The organism is Flavobacterium sp. CG_23.5 (genome assembly GCF_017875765.1).
Taxonomy (GTDB): Bacteria; Bacteroidota; Bacteroidia; order Flavobacteriales; family Flavobacteriaceae; genus Flavobacterium.
This window is the reverse complement of sequence record NZ_JAGGNA010000001.1, coordinates 3,282,812-3,307,516: the sequence shown is the minus strand read 5'-3', so window position 1 is coordinate 3,307,516 and position 24,705 is coordinate 3,282,812. Positions and strand designations below refer to the sequence as shown.

General features: G+C 33.6%; 24 protein-coding genes. 10 read left to right on the top strand and 14 right to left on the bottom strand.

Features of this window, described 5'->3' with window-relative positions; genetic code table 11:
- Nucleotides 1-39: 39 nt before the first annotated feature.
- The 8 genes from mnmA to guaA all read right to left on the bottom strand — a co-directional run bounded on the left by mnmA (nucleotide 40) and on the right by guaA (nucleotide 10,002).
- The gene (mnmA, locus tag H4V97_RS14200; RefSeq protein WP_209550048.1) at nucleotides 40-1,227 is read right to left on the bottom strand and encodes a tRNA 2-thiouridine(34) synthase MnmA; all 1,188 of its coding nucleotides are present in this window, start codon (nucleotides 1,225-1,227) and stop codon (nucleotides 40-42) included.
- Between the two features lie 72 nt (nucleotides 1,228-1,299).
- A complete protein-coding gene (locus H4V97_RS14195) occupies nucleotides 1,300-2,013 on the bottom strand; it encodes a toxin-antitoxin system YwqK family antitoxin (protein ID WP_209550047.1) in 714 nt (237 codons plus the stop codon).
- A gap of 84 nt (nucleotides 2,014-2,097) precedes the next feature.
- Nucleotides 2,098-4,008 (bottom strand): membrane protein insertase YidC, encoded by a 1,911-nt coding sequence (gene yidC / locus H4V97_RS14190; protein ID WP_209550046.1) that lies wholly within the window; start codon nucleotides 4,006-4,008, stop codon nucleotides 2,098-2,100.
- 65 nt (nucleotides 4,009-4,073) lie between these two features.
- Entirely contained in the window at nucleotides 4,074-5,687 is a 1,614-nt protein-coding gene (locus H4V97_RS14185; RefSeq protein ID WP_209550045.1) for a CTP synthase, read from the bottom strand.
- Between the two features lie 82 nt (nucleotides 5,688-5,769).
- On the bottom strand, nucleotides 5,770-6,003 hold the full coding sequence (locus tag H4V97_RS14180; protein WP_196849028.1) for a DUF3820 family protein: 234 nt from the start codon (nucleotides 6,001-6,003) through the stop codon (nucleotides 5,770-5,772).
- Between the two features lie 74 nt (nucleotides 6,004-6,077).
- Nucleotides 6,078-6,479 (bottom strand): OsmC family protein, encoded by a 402-nt coding sequence (locus tag H4V97_RS14175; RefSeq protein WP_209550044.1) that lies wholly within the window; start codon nucleotides 6,477-6,479, stop codon nucleotides 6,078-6,080.
- On the bottom strand, nucleotides 6,479-8,338 hold the full coding sequence (locus tag H4V97_RS14170) for a LysM peptidoglycan-binding domain-containing protein (RefSeq protein WP_245345242.1): 1,860 nt from the start codon (nucleotides 8,336-8,338) through the stop codon (nucleotides 6,479-6,481). Before H4V97_RS14170 ends, H4V97_RS14175 begins: the two co-directional genes overlap by 1 nt.
- A gap of 134 nt (nucleotides 8,339-8,472) precedes the next feature.
- Nucleotides 8,473-10,002 (bottom strand): glutamine-hydrolyzing GMP synthase, encoded by a 1,530-nt coding sequence (guaA, locus tag H4V97_RS14165; protein WP_209550043.1) that lies wholly within the window; start codon nucleotides 10,000-10,002, stop codon nucleotides 8,473-8,475.
- 212 nt (nucleotides 10,003-10,214) lie between these two features.
- Here guaA and H4V97_RS14160 point away from each other — a divergent pair, with 212 nt between their 5' ends.
- A complete protein-coding gene (locus H4V97_RS14160) occupies nucleotides 10,215-10,742 on the top strand; it encodes a hypothetical protein (RefSeq protein ID WP_209550042.1) in 528 nt (175 codons plus the stop codon).
- A gap of 64 nt (nucleotides 10,743-10,806) precedes the next feature.
- Here the strand turns inward: H4V97_RS14160 and H4V97_RS14155 are convergent, their stop codons facing one another.
- Both H4V97_RS14155 and H4V97_RS14150 read right to left on the bottom strand, forming a co-directional pair.
- Entirely contained in the window at nucleotides 10,807-11,466 is a 660-nt protein-coding gene (locus H4V97_RS14155; protein ID WP_209550041.1) for a hypothetical protein, read from the bottom strand.
- Nucleotides 11,467-11,574: 108 nt separating this feature from the next.
- Nucleotides 11,575-12,132, bottom strand: coding sequence for a hypothetical protein (locus H4V97_RS14150; RefSeq protein ID WP_209550040.1), 558 nt, complete (start codon nucleotides 12,130-12,132; stop codon nucleotides 11,575-11,577).
- A 295-nt stretch (nucleotides 12,133-12,427) separates the two neighbouring features.
- On the opposite strand from H4V97_RS14150, the gene H4V97_RS14145 reads away from it, so the two are divergent.
- From H4V97_RS14145 to H4V97_RS14120, 6 genes are all read left to right on the top strand, one after another.
- The gene (locus H4V97_RS14145; protein WP_209550039.1) at nucleotides 12,428-12,838 is read left to right on the top strand and encodes a RidA family protein; all 411 of its coding nucleotides are present in this window, start codon (nucleotides 12,428-12,430) and stop codon (nucleotides 12,836-12,838) included.
- Nucleotides 12,839-12,885: 47 nt separating this feature from the next.
- Nucleotides 12,886-14,142, top strand: a complete 1,257-nt coding sequence (locus tag H4V97_RS14140; RefSeq protein WP_209550038.1) for a voltage-gated chloride channel family protein — start codon at nucleotides 12,886-12,888, stop codon at nucleotides 14,140-14,142.
- A 60-nt stretch (nucleotides 14,143-14,202) separates the two neighbouring features.
- On the top strand, nucleotides 14,203-15,207 hold the full coding sequence (locus H4V97_RS14135) for a DHH family phosphoesterase (protein ID WP_209550037.1): 1,005 nt from the start codon (nucleotides 14,203-14,205) through the stop codon (nucleotides 15,205-15,207).
- A 6-nt stretch (nucleotides 15,208-15,213) separates the two neighbouring features.
- Nucleotides 15,214-15,858, top strand: coding sequence for a gliding motility-associated peptidyl-prolyl isomerase GldI (gene gldI, locus H4V97_RS14130; RefSeq protein ID WP_196849019.1), 645 nt, complete (start codon nucleotides 15,214-15,216; stop codon nucleotides 15,856-15,858).
- 15 nt (nucleotides 15,859-15,873) lie between these two features.
- Nucleotides 15,874-16,998, top strand: a complete 1,125-nt coding sequence (locus H4V97_RS14125; protein ID WP_196849018.1) for a peptidylprolyl isomerase — start codon at nucleotides 15,874-15,876, stop codon at nucleotides 16,996-16,998.
- Between the two features lie 191 nt (nucleotides 16,999-17,189).
- Nucleotides 17,190-18,407 (top strand): peptidylprolyl isomerase, encoded by a 1,218-nt coding sequence (locus H4V97_RS14120; protein WP_209550036.1) that lies wholly within the window; start codon nucleotides 17,190-17,192, stop codon nucleotides 18,405-18,407.
- Nucleotides 18,408-18,581: 174 nt separating this feature from the next.
- Here the strand turns inward: H4V97_RS14120 and H4V97_RS14115 are convergent, their stop codons facing one another.
- The gene (locus H4V97_RS14115) at nucleotides 18,582-19,022 is read right to left on the bottom strand and encodes a hypothetical protein (protein ID WP_196849016.1); all 441 of its coding nucleotides are present in this window, start codon (nucleotides 19,020-19,022) and stop codon (nucleotides 18,582-18,584) included.
- Nucleotides 19,023-19,473: 451 nt separating this feature from the next.
- Here H4V97_RS14115 and H4V97_RS14110 point away from each other — a divergent pair, with 451 nt between their 5' ends.
- Both H4V97_RS14110 and H4V97_RS14105 read left to right on the top strand, forming a co-directional pair.
- Complete coding sequence (locus H4V97_RS14110) at nucleotides 19,474-20,205, top strand: hypothetical protein (RefSeq protein WP_196849015.1); 732 nt, start codon at nucleotides 19,474-19,476, stop codon at nucleotides 20,203-20,205.
- 245 nt (nucleotides 20,206-20,450) lie between these two features.
- Entirely contained in the window at nucleotides 20,451-22,022 is a 1,572-nt protein-coding gene (locus H4V97_RS14105; protein ID WP_245345195.1) for an IS1182 family transposase, read from the top strand.
- A 76-nt stretch (nucleotides 22,023-22,098) separates the two neighbouring features.
- Here H4V97_RS14105 and H4V97_RS14100 read toward each other — a convergent pair whose 3' ends face one another.
- Genes H4V97_RS14100 through H4V97_RS14090 form a run of 3 tightly spaced genes read right to left on the bottom strand, consistent with a single transcriptional unit; the run spans nucleotide 22,099 to nucleotide 23,339 of the window.
- Nucleotides 22,099-22,680, bottom strand: a complete 582-nt coding sequence (locus H4V97_RS14100) for a hypothetical protein (protein WP_196851618.1) — start codon at nucleotides 22,678-22,680, stop codon at nucleotides 22,099-22,101.
- A 6-nt stretch (nucleotides 22,681-22,686) separates the two neighbouring features.
- Nucleotides 22,687-23,100, bottom strand: coding sequence for a protein-export chaperone SecB (locus H4V97_RS14095; protein WP_196851619.1), 414 nt, complete (start codon nucleotides 23,098-23,100; stop codon nucleotides 22,687-22,689).
- Nucleotides 23,101-23,108: 8 nt separating this feature from the next.
- On the bottom strand, nucleotides 23,109-23,339 hold the full coding sequence (locus H4V97_RS14090; protein ID WP_196851620.1) for a hypothetical protein: 231 nt from the start codon (nucleotides 23,337-23,339) through the stop codon (nucleotides 23,109-23,111).
- Between the two features lie 697 nt (nucleotides 23,340-24,036).
- Between H4V97_RS14090 and H4V97_RS14085 the strand changes: the two genes are divergently transcribed.
- Nucleotides 24,037-24,504: a hypothetical protein gene (locus tag H4V97_RS14085; protein ID WP_196851560.1), complete on the top strand. Its 468-nt coding sequence runs from the start codon at nucleotides 24,037-24,039 to the stop codon at nucleotides 24,502-24,504.
- The last annotated feature ends 201 nt before the right edge of the window (nucleotides 24,505-24,705 follow it).

Sequence of the window (24,705 nt, the reverse complement as noted above, 5' to 3'; positions counted from 1 at the left end):
CGACACTATTTGTATGCTTGTTACAAATAAAATACTAAACTAAGAAATAACTCCCGAACCAACTAATTCATCAGCTAAATACCAAGCAACAAATTGCCCTTCAGTTATAGCGGATTGTGGTTCCTCAAAAGCAACATACATTCCATTTTCAAACTGATGTAAGGTGGCTTTTTGTAAAGGTTGTCTATAACGGATTCTTGCCATCACATCCATAGTTTCTCCATTGGCTAATGCCAAATCAGTACGAATCCAGTGTACTTCAGATTTTTCGACAAACAATGCTTTTTTAAACAATCCAGGATGCTGACTGCTTAATCCCGTATAAATAGTATTGGTTAAGACATTTGTTGAAATTATAAATAAAGGATCCGTTGTCCCTCCTACATTCAATCCTTTTCGCTGACCCGTTGTAAAATAATGAGCCCCTTGATGTTTCCCAACTACTTTTCCCATTTCTGGAGTGTAATCTATTTTTTTTGCTTCCAACAATAATCCATCTTCAAGAGACAAACCTTCTACTTCATCTAAAGTGTAAACTGGGTTGTTTTTATCGATTTGAATAATCAACCCGTCTTTAGGTTGCAATTTTTGTTGCAAAAATTCGGGTAAACGAACTTTTCCTATGAAACACAATCCTTGCGAATCTTTCTTTTCGGCTGTAACCAAATCCATTTGAGCCGCAATTTCGCGAACTTCCGGCTTTGTTAATTCACCAATTGGAAACAAAGATTTTGCCAATTGTTCTTGTGATAATTGACAAAGAAAATAAGATTGATCTTTGTTATTATCCGCACCGGCTAATAATTGATAAACAGGTTCTCCATTGACATCAATTTCACCTTTCCTGCAATAATGACCTGTTGCTACATAATCAGCGCCAAGACTCATTGCAATTTTCATAAAAACGTCAAATTTTATTTCGCGGTTACAAAGAACATCTGGGTTTGGAGTGCGTCCTTTTTCATATTCGTTGAACATGTAATCAACGATTTTCTCTTTGTATTCTTCGCTTAAATCAACCGTTTGAAAAGGAATCCCCAATTTTTCGGCTACCAAAAGTGCGTCATTACTATCTTCCAGCCATGGGCATTCATTGGAAATAGTAACAGAATCATCATGCCAATTTTTCATAAAAAGGCCTATGACCTCATATCCTTGTTGTTGCAATAAATAGGCAGCAACACTTGAATCTACACCTCCAGAAAGTCCTACAACAACTCGCTTCATCTTCAAAAAATTATAATTTTATAAGGGTGCAAAGTTACAAAAGATTTACAACAGTATTTGTTAAGTCTCTCGTTAATTGTTTTTGGATTTTGTAGCATTTTCAGGAACACTCATATTCACATTTTTAACTGGCTTCCCTTTTTCAAAAAACTGCCAAACACCTGATTTCTTACCGTTTGAAAACAATCCTTTGGAAACCGTATTACCATCCACATCTTTAAAAACAGCAATCCCATTATACTCGTTATTTTTAAAAATAGATTCTTCAAGTACAATTCCGTTTTCGGTATATTTTTTATAAACGCCTTCTTTCAAATTGTTTTTATAATTAATTTGTTCCGCTATTTTTCCGCTCGGGTAATAAACACTTCTCAAACCTTCTAGTTTTCCCGATTTATAATTTTCGGTTGACATGATGTTTTTTGAAGCGAGATGATAATATTTCCACTGCCCTTCAAATAATTTATTCACCACCTTTCCTTCGCTCACTTTATTTTTATTTTGATCATAAAAAATTGTGTACGCAGAATTATCCTTTGCGTTGAATTCTCGAGTGGCAATTATGGATTTTGCTTTAGTGTCATCATAAAAATTAAACACACCGGATTCTTTTCCATGAATAAAGCTTCCTTCATATCTTGTTCGCTTTGATTCCTCATAATACCCTTTCCATACCCCATGCTTTTTACCTTTTTCATCTAATTTATTGAAATCTGTTTGAGCTTGAATAAAAAACACATTGAAAAAAATCAATAGTAATAATCCTTTTTTATAAATGGTTCTCATAATTACTTTTATAGTTTAACGAATTCAAATAACAAAAATTGTACCTAAATAAAAAAGCTCCCAAAATATTCGGGAGCTTTTTTTCTATTTTTTATTTTTTTTATCCAATGCTTTTTGAGCCTCGGCTTGCTCCATAACTGCTTGCAGTTTTTGCTGAAACTTACCTTGTTTTTTCGGCTCTTTCAATTTATTCTCTTGAATTTGAGCATGAATTTTGTTGCTGTCAACAATATAATTTTTAATCACAAACATGATTCCAATCGTAATCAAGTTGGAAATAAAGTTATACAAACTTAATCCTGCACCATAACTATTGAAGAAAATCAACATCATTAACGGCGAAATATAAATCATATATTTCATCATTTTGGCCATATCTGGCATTCCTTCTTGTTGCGGCGCAGCCATTTGTTGATCTCCAGAAGTCATTTTCATATAAAAGAAAATCGCTATTGCAGCCAGTATTGGAAACAAACTAATATGATCTCCGTAAAGCGGTACATGGAAAGGCAATTTTACCACTTGGTCAAAAGAAGATAAATCATCTGCCCAAAGGAAGCTTTTTTGTCTTAATTCGAAAGCGGATGGGAAAAACTGAAACGAAGCATACATAAAAGGAAGCTGAATCAAGGCTGGAATACATCCTGCCATAGGATTCACACCTGCTTTATTGTATAATTTCATGGTTTCCTGTTGCTTCTTCATTGGATCTTTATTGAACTTCTCCCCTAATTCAGCAATTTCAGGTTTCAATACTTTCATTTTTGCCTGAGACAAAAATGATTTATAAGTAATAGGTGACATGGCGATTTTTATGATAATTGTAAAAACAATTATCGCAATACCATAAGCAATGTAAGAACTTAAAAAACCAAACAATGGAATAAATACGAATTTGTTAATCCATCCAAAAATCCCCCAACCTAAAGGAATAATTTTCTCTAAGTTTTTATTGTAATCATTTAAAGTCTTATAATCTGATGGTCCAAAATACCAGTTCATTTTGTAATCTAACTCCCCATTGGTGAAAGCCAAAGGTACTTTTGCATTAAATTGTTTAATAAAAGTAGTATCTACTTTTTCGTCAACAACTAATTTATGAGATTTCAATGTCGATTTTGCAAAAGGAGTGTCTGTCAACAAAATCGTGCTAAAGAAATGTTGCTTAAAAGCAATAAACTTCACGTTTTCTGGAGTTTCTTCTTTATCTTTTCCGTCACCTACGTAATTAAATTTCTCATCACCATACTCGTAATTCAATAATGTATAACGATCTTCATAGGCAATGCTTTTTTCAGTTCTATATGTTTTTAAATTCCATTCTAAATCCAAAGGTTTAGCAGTATTCAAAACTTTGTTCAAACCTTGCGAACGCAGGTCAAAACCAACCATATATTCCTTCGGTTTTAAAATGTATTTGTATTCCAGAAATTCATTAGCACCCGCTTTCAATTTCATAGAAAGGATTTGATCCGCACCCACTTTTGTAAGTGTTGGTTCAAAATACAAATCTTTGGTATTTAAAGTGCGGCTGTCACTTGTCAACAATTGAATATTTAAATCAGAATTATTATCTTTAATTAACTCCACTAATTGACCTGAACCTTTTTTAAATTTTTCAAAATTTTTCAAAGTGGCGCTAACAATATATCCTCCTTTATTCGCGATTTTTAATTTTACAAATTCATTTTCAATAGTAGTGTAAGTCGCTTTAGCGGAAGGAAGTGTAGCTGAATAAGCAAAATTCCCCAGTGTTTTTTGTATTTGCGCCAGTTGCGTAGAATCTCCTGTCGCAGCAACTGCAACAGTAGCCGTTGCTAAAGTTTTATCAGATAATTCTTTGGCTTTAGCCTCCTTGATTACTAATTCTTTTTGCGCTTTTTCAGCTGCAATAGCTTTTTCATCTGGTTTGTTTTGGTACATTATCCAAAGCAAAATTCCAAAAATCAATACAAAACCAATAATCGAATTGAGGTCTAATTTTTTTTCTTTCATTATTATATTTAAAAAAGTTTAATCTATTAGTCTATAGTTTGATGAATTGTTTCAAAAAACAAGAACTATTTTTTCTTTGTTTGAACTGTTGCTGCCACAAAATTCACAAATATTGGATGTGGATTTTCAACCGTACTTTTATATTCCGGATGGTATTGAACTCCGATAAAAAATGGATGATCTTCGATTTCTATAATCTCAACCAAACCTGTATCCGGATTTACACCAGAAGCTATCATTCCTGCATTTTGCAATTGTGCAACGTAATTACTGTTGTACTCATAACGGTGACGGTGACGCTCCGAAATTGTTTCTTTTCCGTAGATTCTATATGCTAATGAATCTTGTTTTAAATCACATTTCCAAGCTCCAAGACGCATTGTTCCACCTTTATCAGTAATGGTTTTTTGCTCTTCCATTAAATTAACAACTGGATGAGAGGTTTTATCATTCATTTCAGTTGAATTGGCATCAGCAAAACCAAGAACATTTCTTGAATATTCGATAATTGCCATTTGCATACCCAAACAAATTCCGAAAAACGGAACTTTATTTTCACGCGCATAACGAACTGCTTCAATTTTTCCTTCAATTCCTCTTTCTCCAAAACCTGGAGCTACAAGAATCCCTTCCAATCCAGCTAATTTCTCATTAATATTTGTTGCATCAATGTGCTCGGAATGAATCGAAATCACATTTACTTTGGTTTCATTCGCAGCACCAGCATGAATAAATGCCTCCAAAATAGATTTATAACAATCTTGCATTTCTACATATTTCCCAATCAATCCAATATTTACAACATGTTTAGGATGCTTTACTCTGCGTAAAAAAGTATTCCAGATTTTTAAATCCGGAGCTGCCTTTTTAGGTAAATCTAATTTCTTCAAGGCAACTATATCTAGTCCTTCTTCAAGCATTAAATTTGGCACTTCATATATCGTTGCAGCATCTATCGATTGAATAACAGCTTCTCGTTTTACATTACAAAACAAGGCTAGTTTATTACGTATTTCATCTGAAATTTCACGTTCTGTTCTACAAACTAAAATGTCCGCTTTTATACCGCTTTCCATCAAAGTTTTTACCGAGTGCTGGGTTGGTTTTGTTTTCAATTCTCCTGCAGCAGCCAAATAAGGCACTAAAGTTAAATGAATTACAATCGCATTCTTTTCGCCTAACGACCACACTAATTGACGAACGGATTCAATGTATGGCAATGATTCAATATCCCCAACAGTTCCTCCAATTTCAGTAATTACAATATCAAAATCACCTGATTGACCAAGCAACTGCATTCTTTCTTTAATTTCATTGGTAATATGAGGAACTACTTGAACCGTTTTCCCCAAGAATTCTCCTCTTCTTTCTTTTTCAATAACCGAAAGATAAATTCTACCAGTAGTCACATTATTCGCTTGTGAAGTAGGAACATTCAAGAAACGCTCATAATGTCCCAAATCCAAATCTGTTTCTGCACCATCATCAGTCACATAACATTCTCCATGTTCATATGGATTAAGTGTTCCTGGGTCAACATTTAAGTACGGGTCAAACTTTTGGATAGTTGTACGGTATCCCCTAGCTTGTAACAATTTTGCCAAAGATGCCGCAATAATCCCTTTTCCTAAAGAAGAAGTCACACCACCGGTAACAAAAATATATTTCGTTTGATTCATTCTGTTGTTATTGTTGTTGTTTGTATTGTAGTTATGTAAAAAAACTTGGCAAAAGTACAATTATAAATTGTCAATTTGAAAATTAAATCGGTTTTGGATACCGTTTTTTTATATTTCGAATTAACTCTTCAAGTCCATTGAGTTTTAATTCGTAAATCAACTGTAATTGTTCGCCTAACTCTCCCTTTGGGAAACCTTTATTGCTATACCAAACCACATAATACTCCGGTAAATCAATAAGAAACTTACCTTCGTATTTGCCAAAAGGCATTTTGGTATGAGCGAGCTTAATGAGTTTTATTTGGTTTTGGTCCATTTTAAAAAAAAGAAAAAAGAAGCAAGAAGAATGATTTTATCTATTCTATTGCTTCTTTTTTTTATGTATAAATATTATTTCCAGTTGAAAGTAATTCGTTTCTCAATTTCAGTATTCAAACTTAAGAAAACAGGACAAGTCATAGCCGTTCTTTCAAGAATAGTTTTGCTTTTTTGATCTGAAGTTCCAACCATTTCAAACACAATTTCTATCGCTCCAATTCTCCTTGGTTCGGCATTCATGATTTTGGTAACTGATGCATTAGAATTTCTTAAATCCAAATCCATTTCATTGGCTTTGATTCCCATTACGGTCATCATGCAACTTGCCAAGGCATTAGCAACAGTATCTGTTGGAGAGAAAGCCTCTCCTTTTCCTTTATTATCTACCGGAGCATCCGATATAATTTCAGTGCCGGACTGTAAATGTATTGATGAAGTTCTTAAATTTCCTAAATAGGTCACTTTTGATGTCATTATTTCGCCTCTTTTATGGTTAAATCAGTGTCGTAATACAAGATGTAAATTCCTTTATTGGTGTATCCTCCATCTGCTTTTTTATAATATTCAAATTTATTATCTACTTGTTGCGTTGCCATTGTATCAACAGTTTCTTGATATGTTTTACCTAGCGACAATCGCATCATGGTATCAAAAGTAATGTCAAAACCACGAGTTGCGAAGGCACTTGGCACTATTTTATTTACTTTTTTGAAGTTGTTTTCAAATTTAAAAGCCTCGGATGAATCGTTATCTCGAGACATTGAAGGATACATCATTTTTAATTTTGTCAAATTCACAAAACTAATTTCATCCGTGTCCAATGTTTCATTTGGCTCCAAAATAACCAACTGTACTTGATAAGTTGCCATGGAACTCAGCATGGTCGCTATAATTGATTTTATCATACTGGTATTTCCAGTTTCCATTACCACGTAATTTATTTTATCTTTTACGAACAAACTCTTCAAATTTTGAGCAGATAAGCTACCGTTATCATTTAGAGTTGAGAGTCGAACGTCATTTTGATTTTCTTTAAGATATTGTCTAATAGTTTCCTTTTTCTTATCGATTACAGCTATAACATTACCATTTTTTGACCTCATGTAATCAAACATTTCATTTTTAACGGCAGTTGCAGTTGGAATTGATTGATATAAATTACTAAATGGATTTCCAATATCTTTCGATAAAGGTGAAATTACAGGAACTTGATTAAAATTCAATAGCTCAGCAGTTTTTTCAATATTGCTTTGATAAAATGGTCCAATTATCGCATCTGCATTTTCGAGATTATTTGCTTTAATAATAGCGGGTACGCTTGATGAATTCTTTGTTTCTTGTGAATCAAAAATACTTACATCAATTGAAAGCCCTATTTGTTTAGCCGAATCTATCGCCATCAACGCTCCAGCATAAAAATCTAGAGTCATATTCAAAAATTTATCTTTTTTCAAGCGCATAGCCGTCGAATTGATAGTATCACCTTCAACATTGCTCATATTGAAAGGCATTAGTAACACTAATTTTTTTCGACCGTTATTATCTATTTTTTCAGATAAACTAGTGTATTCTTTTTTACTTTCCTTCGGCACTACAATTGTCGAAGGAATTTTTACCGAATTAGGCTTTGCAGTTTCCGTTTTAGATTCTACTATCTCTTTTTTAGATTCAATTATTGCGACAATCTTATCTGCTTTTGGGGCATTTCCTTTAATTACTAATTTAAATCCAATTGGCAAATTCGAGACAACTTCTGGATTTTTTTTCTCTAGTTCCGCAATGGTTATTCCATATTTTTTGGCAATAGAATACTTTGTTTCCTTAGCTAAAACTTCATGATAAACAACTGCTTCTTGTTTCGCAATTGTCGGTTTTACAATTGTATTTAAAGGTTTTGCTGTTGCTACTGAAGATTTTTTTACAGCATTTGAAGGAATAATCAACATTTGACCTATTTGCAATCCATCTTTTTCAAGAAACGGGTTTGCTTTTTTTAACGCCTCATCCGAAACACCGTATTTTTTTTCAATTCCGTAAAGCGTTTCTTTCGCTATGACCAAATGGTTTTGGGCTTGCGAATTAGTTTTAACCTGCACAGCTGAAGTTTTCTTTGATGAACTTTTAGGAATCAACAAAACACTATTTGGTTTTAAACCACTTTGCGCATCTGGGTTTAATTGATAGATCTCTAAAGGAGTAACATTATATTTTTGGGCAATCTGATTGATTGTTTCTCCCTTCGCTACCTTATGCGTATTATTTTTTTCTTGTGAGGAAACATTAAATGTAAAAACTAAACAAGCTAAACAAACGGTAATAAAATACTTCATCATTTTTATTTATAAAAAAATTATTCAATCATTAATAACAGAACGGTATCAAATTTTATTCCAAAATCTGATACCGTTTATGTAAAGTATATTAAAAAATAATAACTCTAAAAGGAAAAGGAATTATATTTAAACGTTTATTCCCATTCAATTGTTGCAGGCGGTTTTGAACTAATATCGTACACTACTCTATTAACTCCTTTTACTTTATTGATAATATCATTCGACACTTTCATCAAGAAATCATAAGGTAAATGAACCCAGTCAGCAGTCATACCGTCAGTAGATTCAACGGCACGAAGCGCAATTACTTTTTCATAAGTACGTTCATCACCCATAACACCTACACTATTTACCGGAAGCAAAATTGCTCCAGCTTGCCATACTTTATCATACAAGCCCCAAGATTTCAATCCGTCAATAAAAACGGCATCTACTTCTTGTAGAATTCTAACTTTTTCAGGAGTAATATCCCCTAAAATTCGGATAGACAATCCAGGACCGGGAAAAGGGTGTCTTCCCAACAATTCTGGATCAATTCCTAATGATGCTCCTACTCTTCGAACTTCATCTTTGAAAAGCATACGAAGTGGTTCAACAATTTTCAACTTCATATAATCAGGCAATCCACCTACATTATGATGTGATTTTATTGTTGCCGATGGTCCTTTTACAGAAACTGACTCAATAACATCAGGATAAATTGTTCCTTGTGCCAACCATTTTACATCTTCTATAAGGTGTGATTCATCATCAAAAACTTCGATGAAAACACGACCAATAATTTTACGTTTTGTTTCTGGATCGCTTACCCCTGCTAATTCAGATAAAAAACGATCTCCTGAATCTACTCCTTTTACGTTTAAACCCATTCCTTTGTACTGATCCAATACATTTTGGAATTCGTTTTTACGAAGTAATCCATTATTTACAAAAATGCAGTATAAATTTTTCCCAATAGCTTGATGCAATAAAACTGCTGCTACGGTTGAATCTACTCCACCTGAAAGTCCAAGAACCACTTTGTCATCTTGTAATTTCTCCTTTAATTCTGCTACCATTTCTTCAACGAAAGCATTTGGAGTAAAATTTTGAGGAACTTCAGCAATTTTTACCAAGAAATTTTCTAGCATTTGCTTACCATCTGTTGAATGAAAAACTTCTGGGTGGTATTGAATGGCGTAAGTAGTTTCACCTTCAATTTTATAGGCAGCAAATTCTACATCATTCGTACTTGCTAGTTTTACACCATTTGTTGGCAAAGCCTTCACACTATCACTATGACTCATCCAAACTTGACTGTTTTCAGAAACGTTGTCAAAAAAAGTTTCGTTTTCTTTAATGAAGGACAAATTAGCTCTACCATATTCTCTGGTATTTGAAGCTGTTACTTCACCACCACTAAAATGCGCTAAATATTGTGCTCCGTAACAAACAGCTAACAAAGGTAATTTACCTCTGATTTGAGATAAATCAGGATGTGGAGCGTCTTCTGCACGAACAGAAAATGGACTACCACCAAGAATTACTGCTTTATAACTGGATAAATCACTCGGGAAATGATTGTATGGGAAAATTTCGCAGAATATATTTAATTCGCGAACTCTACGCGCAATAAGCTGTGTATATTGCGATCCGAAATCTAAAATAAGTACGTTGTGTTGCATGCGCAAAAATACTTTTTATATTTTGAATTGAAAAATTGAATTTTGAAAATCTTCAATATATTTTATTTAGTTGACGTTTATGCTGCTGTTTTTAACAACTGCTATCACAATATTTAAAAACCAAAAGAGTTATACTATCGTAAATAGTAATACTTTTGCAAAAAAGCAGTAGTAAAAACTAAATTTTATAATCAATAAAAACACGAATTTAAATGAAGACAAAAACTTTCGCCTTAATGACCTTTCTCTCACTATTTTTATTTTCTTGCAATGTGGTAGATCAACTTTTAACCTTTACCATTTCTAATCAAACTTCTTTTTCCATTTCCAGCGGATTCCCGCTTAATGTTGCTTCTGAAGTACTTACACCAGATGTTACTACAAATTCAAGTGCTGAATTTCAAAACAATAATACTAAAGCCGATTTAGTAAAAGATGTAAGATTAAGAGAATTAAAATTAGCTATAACTAACCCTGCTGATAAAACATTCAGTTTTTTAAAATCAGTTCATTTATATATCTCTACTGATGCAAATGACGAAATAGAACTAGCGTATTTAGACAACATTAACTCTACTACTAACGTTCTAGATTTAATAGTTACAGCCGAAAAATTAGATAAATACATTAAGGCACCTAGCTACAAAATAAGAACTAAAGCGGTGATTAAAGAAACCCTAACGAAAGACATAACTGTAAAAGCGGATATGAAATTCAAAGTTACGGCTGACCCGTTTTAGAAAGAAATCGATTTTAAAATAAAAAACCGTCGGAGTAATTTTAAAATTACATCCGACGGTTTTTTTATTCTTTTACAAGTATAATAGTTGCTTTAAAACCCGTTCCAAGATTCCATTGACTGGAAGAAATCAGAGCCCCTTTATCATCAAAGACCTGAAATTGGGCGGTATTAGGTCCAGACATTCCTTGATTCAACGCTTCAAAATCTATTTTATTGAATCCTTTTTCCAATACAATTTCGAAACCTTTATATTCACTTTCTAAATTTACTTGATACTGGACTATTCTATCATTCAAATATACTCGTATCTGGTCGCCATCAACATCAGCAGCATCTCGATAAAGCACCTTTGCGGTAACCGAAGTAGTTTTAAAATCGCCTAAATTTTGATTTCTTCTATAAACCGTCTGTTCTTCATTAGCAACTTTTTTATTGAGTTTATCTCGGTAAACGTCTCCAGGATTAATAAACTCATTTTTAACTATCATTGAAAAATTGCTGGGTTGCGTCAGCACAGAGCTAGGCTTTGGATTTAAAAGATTACTTTTAAAAACATTTGGAGTTGTAATAGGAGGCAAAACTGATTCCGGTGGAATTACTTTTTTTACTTTTGGAGTTCTATTAAGCGGGGCAATCGCCTTAAACTTGTTAGAGCTAAACTCACTTTGAGCATAGCCATTCAGTGTAATACAAATCATAATAAGCAACAAAACCTGTTTCATATGCTATCAAAAGTTATTTAATCGTTTCTTTTAAGTCCAAAATTACTTCCACATTGTAAATCCAATAGGACATTTAAAGTAGTAGCAAATCAATTCAGAACCTCTAAATTATTCTTTCATTAAGATAATGGTTGCTTTAAAACCAAGCCCAATATTCCATTGGTTCGACGCAACAACAGTACCTTTATCATCATAAACTTGAAATTCCGCTGTATTAGGTGGAGCAAAACCTTCGTTTAATGCCTCAAAATCTATCTTATTTACTCCTTTTTCCAAAGTAATCTCAAAGCCTTGAAATTCACCATTTAAGAGAACCTCTGGCTGAATCATCTTATCGTTTAAGTACACTCTAATCTTATCGCCATCCACATAAGCAGCATCACGATAACGAACCTTGGCTGAAACTGAACTAGTATTGAAGCTCCCTAAATCCTGATTTTTTTTATAAACCTCATCCGGATTAATGACATCATTTTTCGGCACAATAAAATCATTTTTTGGTATCTCATCTGCCACATAAGGTTTAACTTTAGGCAAATTCACTTTTGGCGGAATTGCTTCCTTCTTTTTAGGCGGAACCGCTTTAAATTTGGTACTAATTTCATTCTGGGAATATCCATTTAAGGACAAACCGACAATAATAACTAAAAATAAAAATTTTTTCATCGTTTTGATATTAATTCATTAGTGATTATAATTTTTTTAAAAGTAAAAAAACCAATAGTAGTAAACTATAAATAGCGCGTAATTTAACATGCATTTATAACTCCGAATTATCGATTTTATTACACTTTAGCAAAAATATTTATCAATTCTTCCTGCATAAAAAAAGAGGTTTACAATTTAAAATTGATGATTTTCATTTCGTTATTTTTTATAAATTGCAAAAAATATACCAAATTTCATATTGCCTATTAAAATTTGGAAAGTAAATACTATTAACAACCAAAAATTAGTAAAAATGAAAAGAGAAAACATATTGACAGGTTCCCCTTGGGAAGACAAAATGGGCTATTGCAGAGCAGTTCGCATTGGAAATATCATTGAAGTTTCTGGAACGGTGGCGATAGTTGACGGTGAAAAAGTAAGAGCTGATGATGCACATGCACAAACATTAAACATTCTTGAACGAGTGGAAAAAGTTCTTGAGGATCTAGATGCAAGTATGAAAGATGTCATTCGTACTCGAATATTTACCACTGACATTACTACTTTTGATGCCGTTGCAACCGCTCACGCTAAATTTTTTAAAGACGTGAAACCAACCACTGGTTTTTATGAAATCAGCAAATTGGTTGCGCCAGAGTATTTAGTCGAAATAGAATTTACAGCTATTGCTGCTGAAAAACCATTAATTCAAGAAGGATTGTAATACTTTAGCCAAAAAAAAACGCCAAGTTACTTCTACTATTGAATCTAATGAATTTAGAAAAAATAAAAAAAATCATATTTCTCACCGTCAAATGGATTGCCATTTGCACAACAATAGGACTTTTTTCGGGCTCGGCTTCCGCGTTTTTTTTAGTCGCTTTAGAATGGGTTACACAAATTAGAGAACACAACAATTGGATCATTTGGCTTTTGCCAATTGGCGGTCTTATGATAGGATTGGGATATTACTATTTTGGACAAGAAGTTGTAAAAGGCAATAATTTATTGCTGGAAGAATACGAGAATCCGCAAAAAACCATTCCGCTAAAGATGGCACCTTTAGTATTGATAGGTACCTTAATTACTCATCTTTTTGGAGGCTCCGCTGGTCGTGAAGGAACAGTTGTACAAATGGGAGGAGCTATTGCCGATCAATTTACAAGCGTTTTTAACCTTGATAATTCTGAAAGAAAAACGATTGTAATTTTAGGAATCAGCGCGGGTTTTGCATCCATTTTTGGAACACCAGTGGCCGGAGCCTTATTTGCTTTGGAAGTTTTATATTTCAGCAAAATTAGTTTTAGAAGCATTCCATTATCTTTTTTGACTGCCTACATCGCCTATTTCACCGTCGAACTTTGGCAAGTAAAACACACGCAGTACAGCATTCCTATCATCCCTGAACTCACTTTCATCACGCTACTTTGGATGATTTTTGCAAGTCTGTTATTTGGCTTAGCTGCCATGTTATTTTCCCGAAGCACCCACTTCTGGGGAACTTTATTTTCGAAAACTATATCATTTCCTCCGCTTCGCCCTTTTATAGGAGGAATCATACTAGCAATAGCATTTTATTTCATTGGAACGACAAAATACACAGGTTTAGGAATTCCTGTAATTGTGGATGCATTTTCAATCCCTAATGCTCCTTTCGATTTCCTTTTCAAAATACTGTTTACTGGTTTTACACTTGGGGCAGGTTTCAAAGGCGGAGAAGTAACACCATTATTCTTTATTGGGGCCACTCTTGGAAGCGCTTTATCACTAATTGTCCCTTTGCCTACATCTATTTTGGCAGGAATGGGATTCGTCGCTGTTTTCGCCGGAGCTACCCATACTCCGATTGCCTGCACGGTAATGGGAATGGAACTTTTTGGAGTAGAAAGCGGCTTTTTTGTTGGCATCGCCTGTTTAATCGCTTATTTTTCTTCAGGGTCTGTTGGGATTTATCACTCACAGATTGTAAAAGGACCCAAATACCGTTTCTATCAAAATTTTAAAAGAAAAGAAACCAACCTTTTATAATAGGTGAAATTCGTGTTAATGATTTCAACATTAGATTAAAAAAATGTAATTTCGCAATCTATGAAAATACAAGACATTCAAGCGATACAGTTGTTATTATCAACGCCAAAAAAAATTGCCATAATCCCACACCGAGGTCCTGACGGAGATGCTATGGGTTCTACTTTAGGGTTGTATCATTTTTTATTAAAAAATCACCATCAACCTGTTGTGGTTTCGCCAAATGAATTTCCTGATTTCTTGGCTTGGATGCCGGGATCAGAAACGGTAAAAATTTACGAAAAAGATAAAGAAAACTGCACCAAAATCCTTGAAGAAGCAGAACTCATTTTTACATTAGATTTCAATGCTTTGCACCGCGTAGGTGAAATGGAAAACGTTTTGAACAAGTTAAAAGCGCCGTTCGTAATGATTGACCATCATCAAAAACCGGATGATTATGCTGCGTTCACCTATTCAGATACTTCTTTTGGCTCGACTTGTGAAATGCTTTACAAGTTCATTTCTCTTCTTGGAAAAAAATCAGATATTGATAAAACAATAGGTACCTGCATTTATACTGGAATTCTTACCGATTCAGGTTCTTTTAGATTTCCAAAAACAACTGGAAACACGCACAGAATCGTTGCCGAATTAATTGATTTAGGTGTCGAAAATACGGAGATTCCAACCTTACTTTTTGACAACAGTTCTTACGGACGTTTACAATTATTGGGAAGAGCGCTTCAAAACATGAAAGTGATTACGGAACATAAAACGGCTTACACTACGTTGACTCAGGACGAGTTGAACTCTTTTGATTATGTAAAAGGCGATACCGAAGGAATTGTAAATTATGGATTGAGCATAAAAGGAATTAACTTTACAGCTATTTTCATCGAAAATAAAGAAGAAAAAATTATTAAAATTTCGTTCCGCTCACAAGGTGATTTTGATGTCAATCAATTTGCAAGAGATTATTTCCATGGTGGCGGACATCGCAATGCTGCAGGTGGAAAATCAGAACTTTCGATGCAAGAAACAATAAATAAATTTGAAGATCTAGTACAAAAACTAACTCTATAATACATCATGAAAAATAGCCATGCCATCGCAATTGTATTATTTTTATTGCTGTTAGTTTCCAGCTGTAAACAACATCAGGAAGCCAGAAGACCGCTTTCCCAAGCCTCAGGAAGTTTCATGAAGAAATCGATAGAACGCAATAAAAAATTAATTTCTGTTGAAGAAGCACAAATTAATGCCGTAATCAAAAGAAATCCTAAAGTGAAATTCATCGCTTCTACAAAAGGATATTGGTATTCTTATACGACAAAAAACGAATTAGATACTCTTACTCCAAAAAAAGGAGATATCGCTTTCTTTGACTATGAAATAAAAGATTTGAAAGGAAATATCATTTATTCTGAATTGGAATTGAGACCTCAAACGTATTATGTTGACAAGCAAAATATCATGATGGGCTTGAGAGACGGAATAAAATTAATGCATAAAAAAGAGAAAGTAAATTTTCTTTTCAACTCTCACATGGGCTATGGTTATCATGGAGACAACAAGAAAATTGGAACCAATCAACCCTTACTCGTTATTGTGACTTTACGCGATTTCATGCCCGAAAAAGTCTATAAGAAGCAAAATGAAGTAAAACCACTTGCTCCCGCAGTTAAACCGGAAGTCGCTGCTGAAGCTCCGGTAAAAGATACACTAACCCAATAAATAATAAATTTAGAAATGAAAAAAAGCATCCTATTCGTATTCCTTGTAATTGCCACATTTTATTCATGTAAAGAAGAACACAACGATCTTCCTGATGGCTTGTATGCCAAAATTGAAACTAATAAAGGAGATATAACCGTACAATTAGACTTTCAAAAAGCACCTATTACAGTGGCTAACTTTGTTACTTTGGCAGAAGGAAAAAATGAATTCGTGACCAATGAAAATCTTAAAAAAAGACCGTTTTATGATGGACTAAAATTTCACAGAGTACTCAAAGATTTCATGATTCAAGGCGGAGATCCGCTAGGAACTGGATCTGGCGATACAGGATATAAATTTAAAGATGAGTTTTCTGATTTGAAATTTGACAACGGTGGTATTTTGGCCATGGCCAATAATGGTCCAATGACTAACAGCAGTCAGTTTTTTATCACTCATGTTGCAACGCCTTGGTTAGATGGCAAACACACCATTTTTGGGCATGTCGTAGGAAAAGGGATGGAAGTAGTCAACAAAATTGAAGAAAATGATTTCATGAATAAAGTGACTATTATCAGAAATGGTGAAGCAGCAAAAAAGTTTGATGCAATAAAAACATTTCATGATTATTTTGCAGTAGAATCGGAAAACCAAAAGAAACAATTGGCTATTGATACCGAAAACAAAAGACTGTACAATACAAAATACAAAGCAGTTCGCGATCAAAAAATAGCTTATTTCGCAGATCAAAAAGCCAAAGCAACTACTACTCCTTCTGGATTAAAATATGTTATCACTAAAAAAGGAAGTGGTAAAAAACCAGTAAATGGCGCTAGTGTTTTTATTCATTATGCCGGTTTTCTTGAAGACGGAGAATTGTTTGATTCCAGTATCGAAGGAGTTGCTAAAACTTTTGGGAAATACGATCCAAACAGAGCAGCTCAAAACGGATACCAACCTATCCCTTTTCAAGCTGGGAAAAAAGATGGCATGATTCCTGGTTTCATTGAGGGAATAGAACAATTATCTTTGGGAGATAAAGCAGTAATTTTTATCCCATCACGATTAGGCTATGGAGCAGCAGGCGCTGGCGGAGTTATTCCCCCAAATGCCAATATTATTTTTGAAATCGAATTATTGGATGCAATGCCAAAATAATATTTTTCAGTAAGGATGTAATCTAGAGAAACGTCGGTTCGAGTGGTTTTTGTGTAATGTAATGGAACAAACTTCTCGATACGCTACGCCACTCGAAGTGACGGTATCGAGAACTATTTTAAAATTACATCCAAAAAGTTATTTCACAAAAATTATAATTCAAAAATTTGTCCGACTTAAATTATTAGAAAATGAAATTTAAAATTCTATTTTTATTGTTTTTGGGAGTACTGAATGTACAAGCCCAAGTTAAAAAGAAACCAACTTCAGGTAAAAAACCTGCTACTACAGTTAAGGTAACTCCAAAAGTTCCTGTAGCAACAGACGGTATTTTTGCAACGATTTCAACTACCAAAGGAGATATTGTAGTTCAATTGGAATATCAAAAAACACCCGTTACTGTCGCCAGTTTTATTGCGCTTGCGGAAGGAAAAAACACTTTTGTAACAGATGAAAAACTAAAAGGAAAACCATTTTTTGATGGTTTAAAATTTCACAGAGTCATTAAAGATTTTATGATTCAAGGTGGAGATCCTTCTGGGAATGGGTCTGGTGGCGCAGGATATGCATATAAAGATGAATTCACCGATTTGAAATTTGACAAAGGCGGAATTTTGGCTATGGCCAATTCTGGTCCTGCTACAAATTCAAGTCAGTTTTTCATCACCCATAAAGACACTCCTTGGTTAAACGGGAAACACACCATTTTTGGTCATGTTACGCAAGGAATGAACATTGTAAACTTGATTGCTCAAGATGATGTCATGAAAAAAATTACGATTACCAGAAAAGGTACTTTAGCAAAACAATTTGATGCACCAAAAGTATTCTCAGATTATTATGGTAATAAAGCCGAAGATGCTAAAAAACAAACTTTGATTGATGCTGAAAACCAAAAAAAGCAAATGGCAATTCAAGCAGAAAGCAAAAGAGTGTACATGGAAAAATACAGTCCTGTTATTGCAGCAAAAGTGGCATATCTAGCAAAAACAAAAGCTACTGCCATTGCTACTCCTTCTGGTTTAGCGTATAAAATAGTCCAAAAAGGAAATGGTGTAAAACCTGTTAACGGTTCGACATTTTATTTTCATTACGCTGGTTATTTTGAAGACGGAACTTTATTTGACAGCAGTTATGAAGACGTTTCGAAAGCATACGGAAAATACGATGCTAACAGAGGCGCTCAAAACGGTTACCAAGCTTTTCCTTTTGAAGCAGGTAAAAAAGACGGAATGATTCCAGGATTTATGGAAGCATTGAGTTTAATGACTTACGGAGACAAAGCGGTGGTGTTTATCCCATCAAAATTAGCGTATGGAGAAAGAGGTGCTGGCGGAGTAATTCCACCAAATGCTAATCTTGTTTTTGAATTGGAAATGTTTGAAAAGCAACCTGTAACAACAAAATAAAACAGTCTTTATTAAACTATTTTTATAAAAAAACCCGATACATTTTTGAAATGTATCGGGTTTTGTGTTTAAGAGCTAAATTTAAAACTACTGCGAATTCGCAAATTTAAAATTGGGTTAATCCTTAGACCTATTTAAAACCAAAAATTAGCGAATTTGTGGTCAAAAATTCCCTTATTTCTTTCCAAATTTCCAATCAAATTCATCTTTTTCATTGATGATAGCACCAATTTCAAATTTCACCACTTCATCAAATTCTGTTTGAAAGATAATCCAATTTTCTTCGTTGAAATAGTTCTCAAAAGTATCAAATTCTTCTTGTGTGAATTTAATAAGTCCTTTTGGAGCCAAGTCTTTCTTGACATCACTGATTTTTCTATTGATAATTTTATTACCGAATAATTCTAAATCTGGACTAGAAGCCACGATATAACCTAATCTCAAATCTTCTTCAACATAGAACGTAATACGTATTTTCAGCACATTATAAGCGAAAATTACATTGTTGTCTTCGTCTTTATAATTCCTGTCCGGCTTACCGTAAATAGCGGTAACATCATTCTGTTTCATCCCGAAAAGGAGCTTATCGATTCCGTTTTTTAGGTTTATTTTCATATTCTTTTATTTTACCGCAAAGTTCGCAAAGTTTTTCGCAAAGTGCGCTATATTTTTTAGTTTATAATTATTTGTAACTCCTACATTAATCCACCTGCTACCATTTATAATTTGGGCGTGACCTCGTTGCAGAAAATAGGATTTCAAAACGCTGTTTTTTATAGCAACAAGGTCGGGCTATCCGTTACAATCTCTCTCGTCTCGTTTTAAGAACGAGACGAGAGAGGATTTTCACTGCTATCCCTCACGCAAGAAAGTGGTAATGACAACTAAAATAGTCCCGATGTAAATTCAAAAAGCATTCCGAAAATAAATGCTTGATTAATAGTTTATAAGATTATTATTATATATTTGAATAAAAATAAAGCGAAACAAACCTTCGCCAATCCACCCAGATTTGGGTGTATATACGAAGGTTTGTTTCGCCTATATACAAGTTAGCACCAATATTATGACCACACTACAAAACATAATCATCATCTTGACAATTACGACACTTTGTTCGTGTAACAACTCATCGACAAATAAAACGGAGACGAACCAAAATGGTAGTATTGTAAACGACACAACTAATATTTCTAATCAACCAAATAACTCAACGATAATTGCAAAAGACGATGAGGAAGCTGACACAATTACAACCATAAAATTTAATGAACTTTCTATTTCCATAAATCGCTTAATAATTTATGACGAAGAGAGAAAAATTGACCAAATTCAAAAAGATACAGTTGAAATCTATGCTGAACTTGGAGAAACTATAGAAGGTCAACTTATTTCTATTTCAAGTGACCAACTTACTAACTTGGTAATTGAACAACGCTACGAAACGAGTGTAACAATTATGAATGAAGGTCCACATTGCGACTTGACAGACTGGAAACATTTTTACTCGGACTGGAAACAGTTACAAGTAAACAACACAGGACAATTTACTTGCGACAAATACTCTGAAAAGGAAAATGAAAAATTTCCAAAAATATCAATTGACGATTTAAAGCAAAAAGTAAAAGAACAATGTGGAGACGAGTGGCTTAAACTGGTAGAAAAAGTAAAAACACCAACTGAATATCCAAGTGGTGTAGGAATTAGCCGTTATCATTTAAGAGTAACTGGAAAACGTAAAGACAACGGACAAACCGTTACGAAATTGATAGTTATTGAAACACCAATGGGATGCTAAGTGACAGAAGAAATACTGGTGCTAACAGCCGTTACACGAGATTTGGGTATTTGGCTTAATGTAAAAATGGTTTTGTACTTGGGAAATTTGTCCTTAACCGAAAAAATTTGCATCTTTAGTCCCAAACCTCGTGTAGCGCCGGGACGTCAAACTGTCTAATAACCTCTTTAGCTCTCGCTACCTTATTTGTATTAAAAATCTTTCAAAATATTTTGTAATACGATTGATTTTTTGTACATTTAAGTATGAAATTCATCAACGGAACCAATAGAAACCAACTGCCACTTTTTGCCTCATCAATTGATGATGCCATTGCGCAAGACAATGAAATTAGGCTCATCGACCTTTTTGTGGATAGTTTAAAATTGAGTGATTTTGGTTTTGCTTTCGACTTTGTCGAAAACGGAAGACCTGCCTATCACCCGTCGGATTTACTCAAACTTTTTATTTACGGTTATCTCAATCGCATGCGTTCGTCGCGAACTCTCGAAAAAGAATGTTCCCGCAACATCGAACTCATGTGGTTGCTAAAAGCACTTGTTCCAGATCACAACACCATCGCCAATTTCAGAAAAGACAATCCCAAAGCCATTGCGCGTGTCTTTCGAGCAACGGTGAAGATGGCTTCCCATTTTGAACTGATTGGCGGAAGCCTTGTCGCGGGTGACAGTACTAAACTTAGAGCCCAAAACTCTAAGAAAAACAATTTCAATCCCAGTAAAATAGAACGGCATATTGCTTATATCGATGCTAGATTAGAAGAATACAATCTGGCTTTAGCAAAAGCGGACGGCGATGAAACTGAAAAGAAAAAGATAGAAACAAAGGTTAGAAAACATACTATCCAAAAACAAAAATACATTCAATACAAGAATACAATTGAGACAACCGGTATTACCCAAATCTCTACTTCAGATCCCGATAGTCGCCAAATAATGACTCGAAATAACATCTCTGAAGTAGCCTATACTGTACAAACAACAGTAGATGCTTTGCACAATATCCCAATTGATTTTAAGGTCACTAATGAAAATGATTCTAAAGCTATGGGAGGCATGCTGCGCCGTAGTAAAGTCATTTTGGGACATAACAATTTTACCGCCATTTATGACAAAGGATACCACACCGGAAGCGAGTTTGAGTATGCTAATAAACTAGGCGTTGCTGTCTTGGTTGCCATTCCAGGGGTTGCCGCACATGCACCCGATACTGCTTTTGATGTAGAACATTTTAAATACAATAAAGACACTGATTCTTATACGTGTCCCGCTAATGAAATCCTAACCACTAATGGGAATTGGTATTCCAAAAAAAACGGGAAATCAATAACCCAAATGAAGCATTATAAAACTAGTGCCTGTTTGAATTGCGAACTCTTTAAGAAATGCACTAAAAATGTTAAAGGAAGACTCATAGAACGCTCCCAATATGCCGACTTAATTTACGAAAACAAAGTTCGAATCGAGAATAACTATGAAATCTATCGCAGGCGACAAGCCATTGTGGAGCATCCCTACGGAGTTATTAAACGGCAATGGGATTTTTATTTCATGACCAAGAAAACCATAAAACACGCCTCTGCCGATGTGGGATTGATTTTTACAGCCTATAATCTCAGGAGAATTTTCAACTTGATTGATCCAAATGAGTTAAAGCAGTATCTAAAAGTATTGACCGTGTTTTTCAACTCTATTAAAGCCTATTTAAAGGCCTTTTGCCACTTGAAATTATTGACGAATCATTGTCAGCCTCTTTTTAAAGAGACTTTCTTTTGTACGACAAATCAACTATATTTACAAACTCACAACGCAGTTTGAGAAACTTTGAAGGTTTTTAGACGAACTGACGTTGTGCGACAGCTTGTAAGAACGAGAAATAGAATAGAAAATAAAATTAAAAAACATATTGGTCAATATATTCATCAGGATATATTATTCTATAATTATCCAACTGTAGAACTGTTTTGGTATAAAAGCATATTTGAATTGCAGGTCTTAAATCTAAATATGCCCCTAATTGTAACTCAAACGGCATCCTATAAATATGGTCAGGATGTAGCTTTTCTCCAATAGAATTTATTCCATATGCTCTTGTAGCATCGTAATCAAAACTTTTAATATGAGTTCTTAAAAATTGAAAAACTTTTGAAACTGTCGTTACTTTGTCTTTTATAAACCCCTGTTTTCTTAAAAACTTTGAATATTCATCAAAATCTGCGCTATGTTGTGGATTTCCACCAGATAAGTCGAAAATTTTTTCATCATCAAATATATATTCCGCTTCACAAATTACATAATCTCCCTTTAAATGAGATTTACCCCACCAATGAGCGTTGCTAAGAAAATTTTCCCAAAAATAGTACCCAGTTCCCAACCAAGAATTTTCCCATCTACAAATAAAAGGACCATCCCTTTCTATTTCTATTGGGTTTCCTTTATTTTTAAGTGTTTGAAACACTATTACTTTACGACCCAAAATAAATTACAATGTAATTGTTTTATCTCTCAATGGAGCTTCAAGTTCACCTAAATTATATGTTGGAAGAATCATTGGAGTAATATTTGCTTGTGCAGTAAGAGAGGAAATAAAAGCTCTGATGTAAGGAAATAAAATAGCTATTGCATTTCTATAGAAAAAAGCAGGAATATCAGCAACTTTTTCAACATTTTCAAAAGAAAACGTTCCAATACAGCTAACTTGAATAAAAGGGTCTTCCCTATCACTGCCTTGAAAAGCAATAAAAACTAATTTTAAATCGAACGTTTTTTCTAATAAATGAAAAACACCTTCAGGCATAAAATCCACGTTTATTTCTTTAGGTTTTACTTCATTAACTGAGAGTTTAACTTCATTGAAAATGAAATTATCTAATTGAAATGTTGCTCTTTGACTCATAATTATATTTAAAAAGAAACCCGAAGGTTAAACTTCGGGTTTGCTAAGATATTACATTTTTTCCAACTTTCCGATAAAATATAATTATCGTAATTGAAAAAATATTGGGTAACTTTCTTGAACTCTTGAACACTTGGTCCAACTTTATCATATTTTTCTAATTCAGCCCAGTCATTCAATATTTTTTCCTGAGGTGTATCTTGAAAATATCTTTTCAGTTCTTCTAAAATATTGCTCATAACTTTAGTTTTATAAATAATTATATGGCAAATATACACCATAAAATGCCTTTTATTGTTAATAACTTCATATTTTTTGCGTTTATTTTTTATTTAAATTTGCACCCTTTTTTTTAAACCTAAAACGATACTATAATAAATTTCTATATTTGGCAAAAAATCCTTTTAGCATTGAATACTATTTTTTTATTAATCATTACGTTTACAAAACTATATCAAATTTTAGAATCTTTAATAATTTATTTTATCGTAATTGAAATTTGATGTTTTAACACTATTGTTAATTTTTACTATTTTTGAAAATTGGAATGGATAAAAAGCCGTCGCACAACAGCCGTTACACGAGATTTGGGTATTTGGCTGAATTTAAATATGGTTTTGTACTTGGGAGATTTGGCGAATCTGAAAGATTACGCATTTTTAATCCCAAACCTCGTGTAGCACCGGGACGTTACAGGCAAGTTGTGCCGAAATTACGCAGAAAAAAATCATTAGAAAATACGCATTTGTTTACGCAGAAAAATTTCAGAGCAGAAGTTTGAAAATTGGAATCTAAAAAGCAGAAAGTTGGATTTTGCCAGCAGAAACTCGAAAATCGATATGTGAAAAGCAGAACCGTGAAAATTGAAATTGAGATTAAAAGTTGAATACATCACTACACGAAAAATACAAACCTTCATAATAATTCAAAAAGGGAATGCAATCAAAACTTAACGTAACTGAATTCAAAGAAAAATTAAAAAAATCAATAAAAATTGGACATCCTCAACTCAAAATAAATACTCCATTTAATTTGTTTTTCTTCGATTCCTCAAAATCCTTTTACGGACGTTACGACGATTCAACATTTTATCTAACTTCAAATTTGAGAATTTCTCATAGTTATTACGTTATAAAAGGAAATTATAGTTTTGTGAATAAAAAACTTCAAATTAGATATGAAATTTTTCCAAAGTTTAAATATCAAAAATATTTTTTGTTATTTTGGTTAGTTTGTGGAATTGGTATGATAACTTATATTAATCTTACATTCGGAAACAAAAATGATGTAATGATACCAACTATTTTTATATTACTAATGTTAATCTTTGGAAGCTTACATTACAAGCTTAGCAAAAGAATTATAGAAAATAAATTCAGAAAAGCATTTGAAATTTATGAATAAAAAACAACCAGCCTGTAACAGCCATTTTGAGCTAGCTGGAATTTAGTGGAATTAACGTTTCTCATCGCGTTTACGTTAAGCCGAAAATTGAGCGGTTACGAACTTCCAGCCATCTCAAAGTGGCAAAACGTTAGTGGCTATGCGAAAAAAATATCGTAAATTCGATAACCAGTAGAAAATAGAATGGAATCATAACACTTA

Bases quoted from the DNA above. Each gene is read 5' to 3' on its own strand.
- H4V97_RS14115 (WP_196849016.1), bottom strand. From the start codon at position 19,022: ATGAAAATAAACCTAAAAAACGGAATCGATAAGCTCCTTTTCGGGATG.
- H4V97_RS14150 (WP_209550040.1), bottom strand. From the start codon at position 12,132: ATGAAAAAATTTTTATTTTTAGTTATTATTGTCGGTTTGTCCTTAAAT.
- yidC (WP_209550046.1), bottom strand. From the start codon at position 4,008: ATGAAAGAAAAAAAATTAGACCTCAATTCGATTATTGGTTTTGTATTG.
- mnmA (WP_209550048.1), bottom strand. From the start codon at position 1,227: ATGAAGCGAGTTGTTGTAGGACTTTCTGGAGGTGTAGATTCAAGTGTT.
- H4V97_RS14125 (WP_196849018.1), top strand. From the start codon at position 15,874: ATGAAAAAAAGCATCCTATTCGTATTCCTTGTAATTGCCACATTTTAT.
- H4V97_RS14110 (WP_196849015.1), top strand. From the start codon at position 19,474: ATGACCACACTACAAAACATAATCATCATCTTGACAATTACGACACTT.
- H4V97_RS14170 (WP_245345242.1), bottom strand. From the start codon at position 8,338: ATGATGAAGTATTTTATTACCGTTTGTTTAGCTTGTTTAGTTTTTACA.
- H4V97_RS14160 (WP_209550042.1), top strand. From the start codon at position 10,215: ATGAAGACAAAAACTTTCGCCTTAATGACCTTTCTCTCACTATTTTTA.
- H4V97_RS14140 (WP_209550038.1), top strand. From the start codon at position 12,886: ATGAATTTAGAAAAAATAAAAAAAATCATATTTCTCACCGTCAAATGG.
- gldI (WP_196849019.1), top strand. From the start codon at position 15,214: ATGAAAAATAGCCATGCCATCGCAATTGTATTATTTTTATTGCTGTTA.
- H4V97_RS14090 (WP_196851620.1), bottom strand. From the start codon at position 23,339: ATGAGCAATATTTTAGAAGAACTGAAAAGATATTTTCAAGATACACCT.
- H4V97_RS14085 (WP_196851560.1), top strand. From the start codon at position 24,037: ATGCAATCAAAACTTAACGTAACTGAATTCAAAGAAAAATTAAAAAAA.
- H4V97_RS14105 (WP_245345195.1), top strand. From the start codon at position 20,451: ATGAAATTCATCAACGGAACCAATAGAAACCAACTGCCACTTTTTGCC.
- H4V97_RS14195 (WP_209550047.1), bottom strand. From the start codon at position 2,013: ATGAGAACCATTTATAAAAAAGGATTATTACTATTGATTTTTTTCAAT.
- H4V97_RS14145 (WP_209550039.1), top strand. From the start codon at position 12,428: ATGAAAAGAGAAAACATATTGACAGGTTCCCCTTGGGAAGACAAAATG.
- H4V97_RS14175 (WP_209550044.1), bottom strand. From the start codon at position 6,479: ATGACATCAAAAGTGACCTATTTAGGAAATTTAAGAACTTCATCAATA.
- H4V97_RS14120 (WP_209550036.1), top strand. From the start codon at position 17,190: ATGAAATTTAAAATTCTATTTTTATTGTTTTTGGGAGTACTGAATGTA.
- H4V97_RS14180 (WP_196849028.1), bottom strand. From the start codon at position 6,003: ATGGACCAAAACCAAATAAAACTCATTAAGCTCGCTCATACCAAAATG.
- H4V97_RS14095 (WP_196851619.1), bottom strand. From the start codon at position 23,100: ATGAGTCAAAGAGCAACATTTCAATTAGATAATTTCATTTTCAATGAA.
- H4V97_RS14135 (WP_209550037.1), top strand. From the start codon at position 14,203: ATGAAAATACAAGACATTCAAGCGATACAGTTGTTATTATCAACGCCA.
- H4V97_RS14155 (WP_209550041.1), bottom strand. From the start codon at position 11,466: ATGAAACAGGTTTTGTTGCTTATTATGATTTGTATTACACTGAATGGC.
- guaA (WP_209550043.1), bottom strand. From the start codon at position 10,002: ATGCAACACAACGTACTTATTTTAGATTTCGGATCGCAATATACACAG.
- H4V97_RS14185 (WP_209550045.1), bottom strand. From the start codon at position 5,687: ATGAATCAAACGAAATATATTTTTGTTACCGGTGGTGTGACTTCTTCT.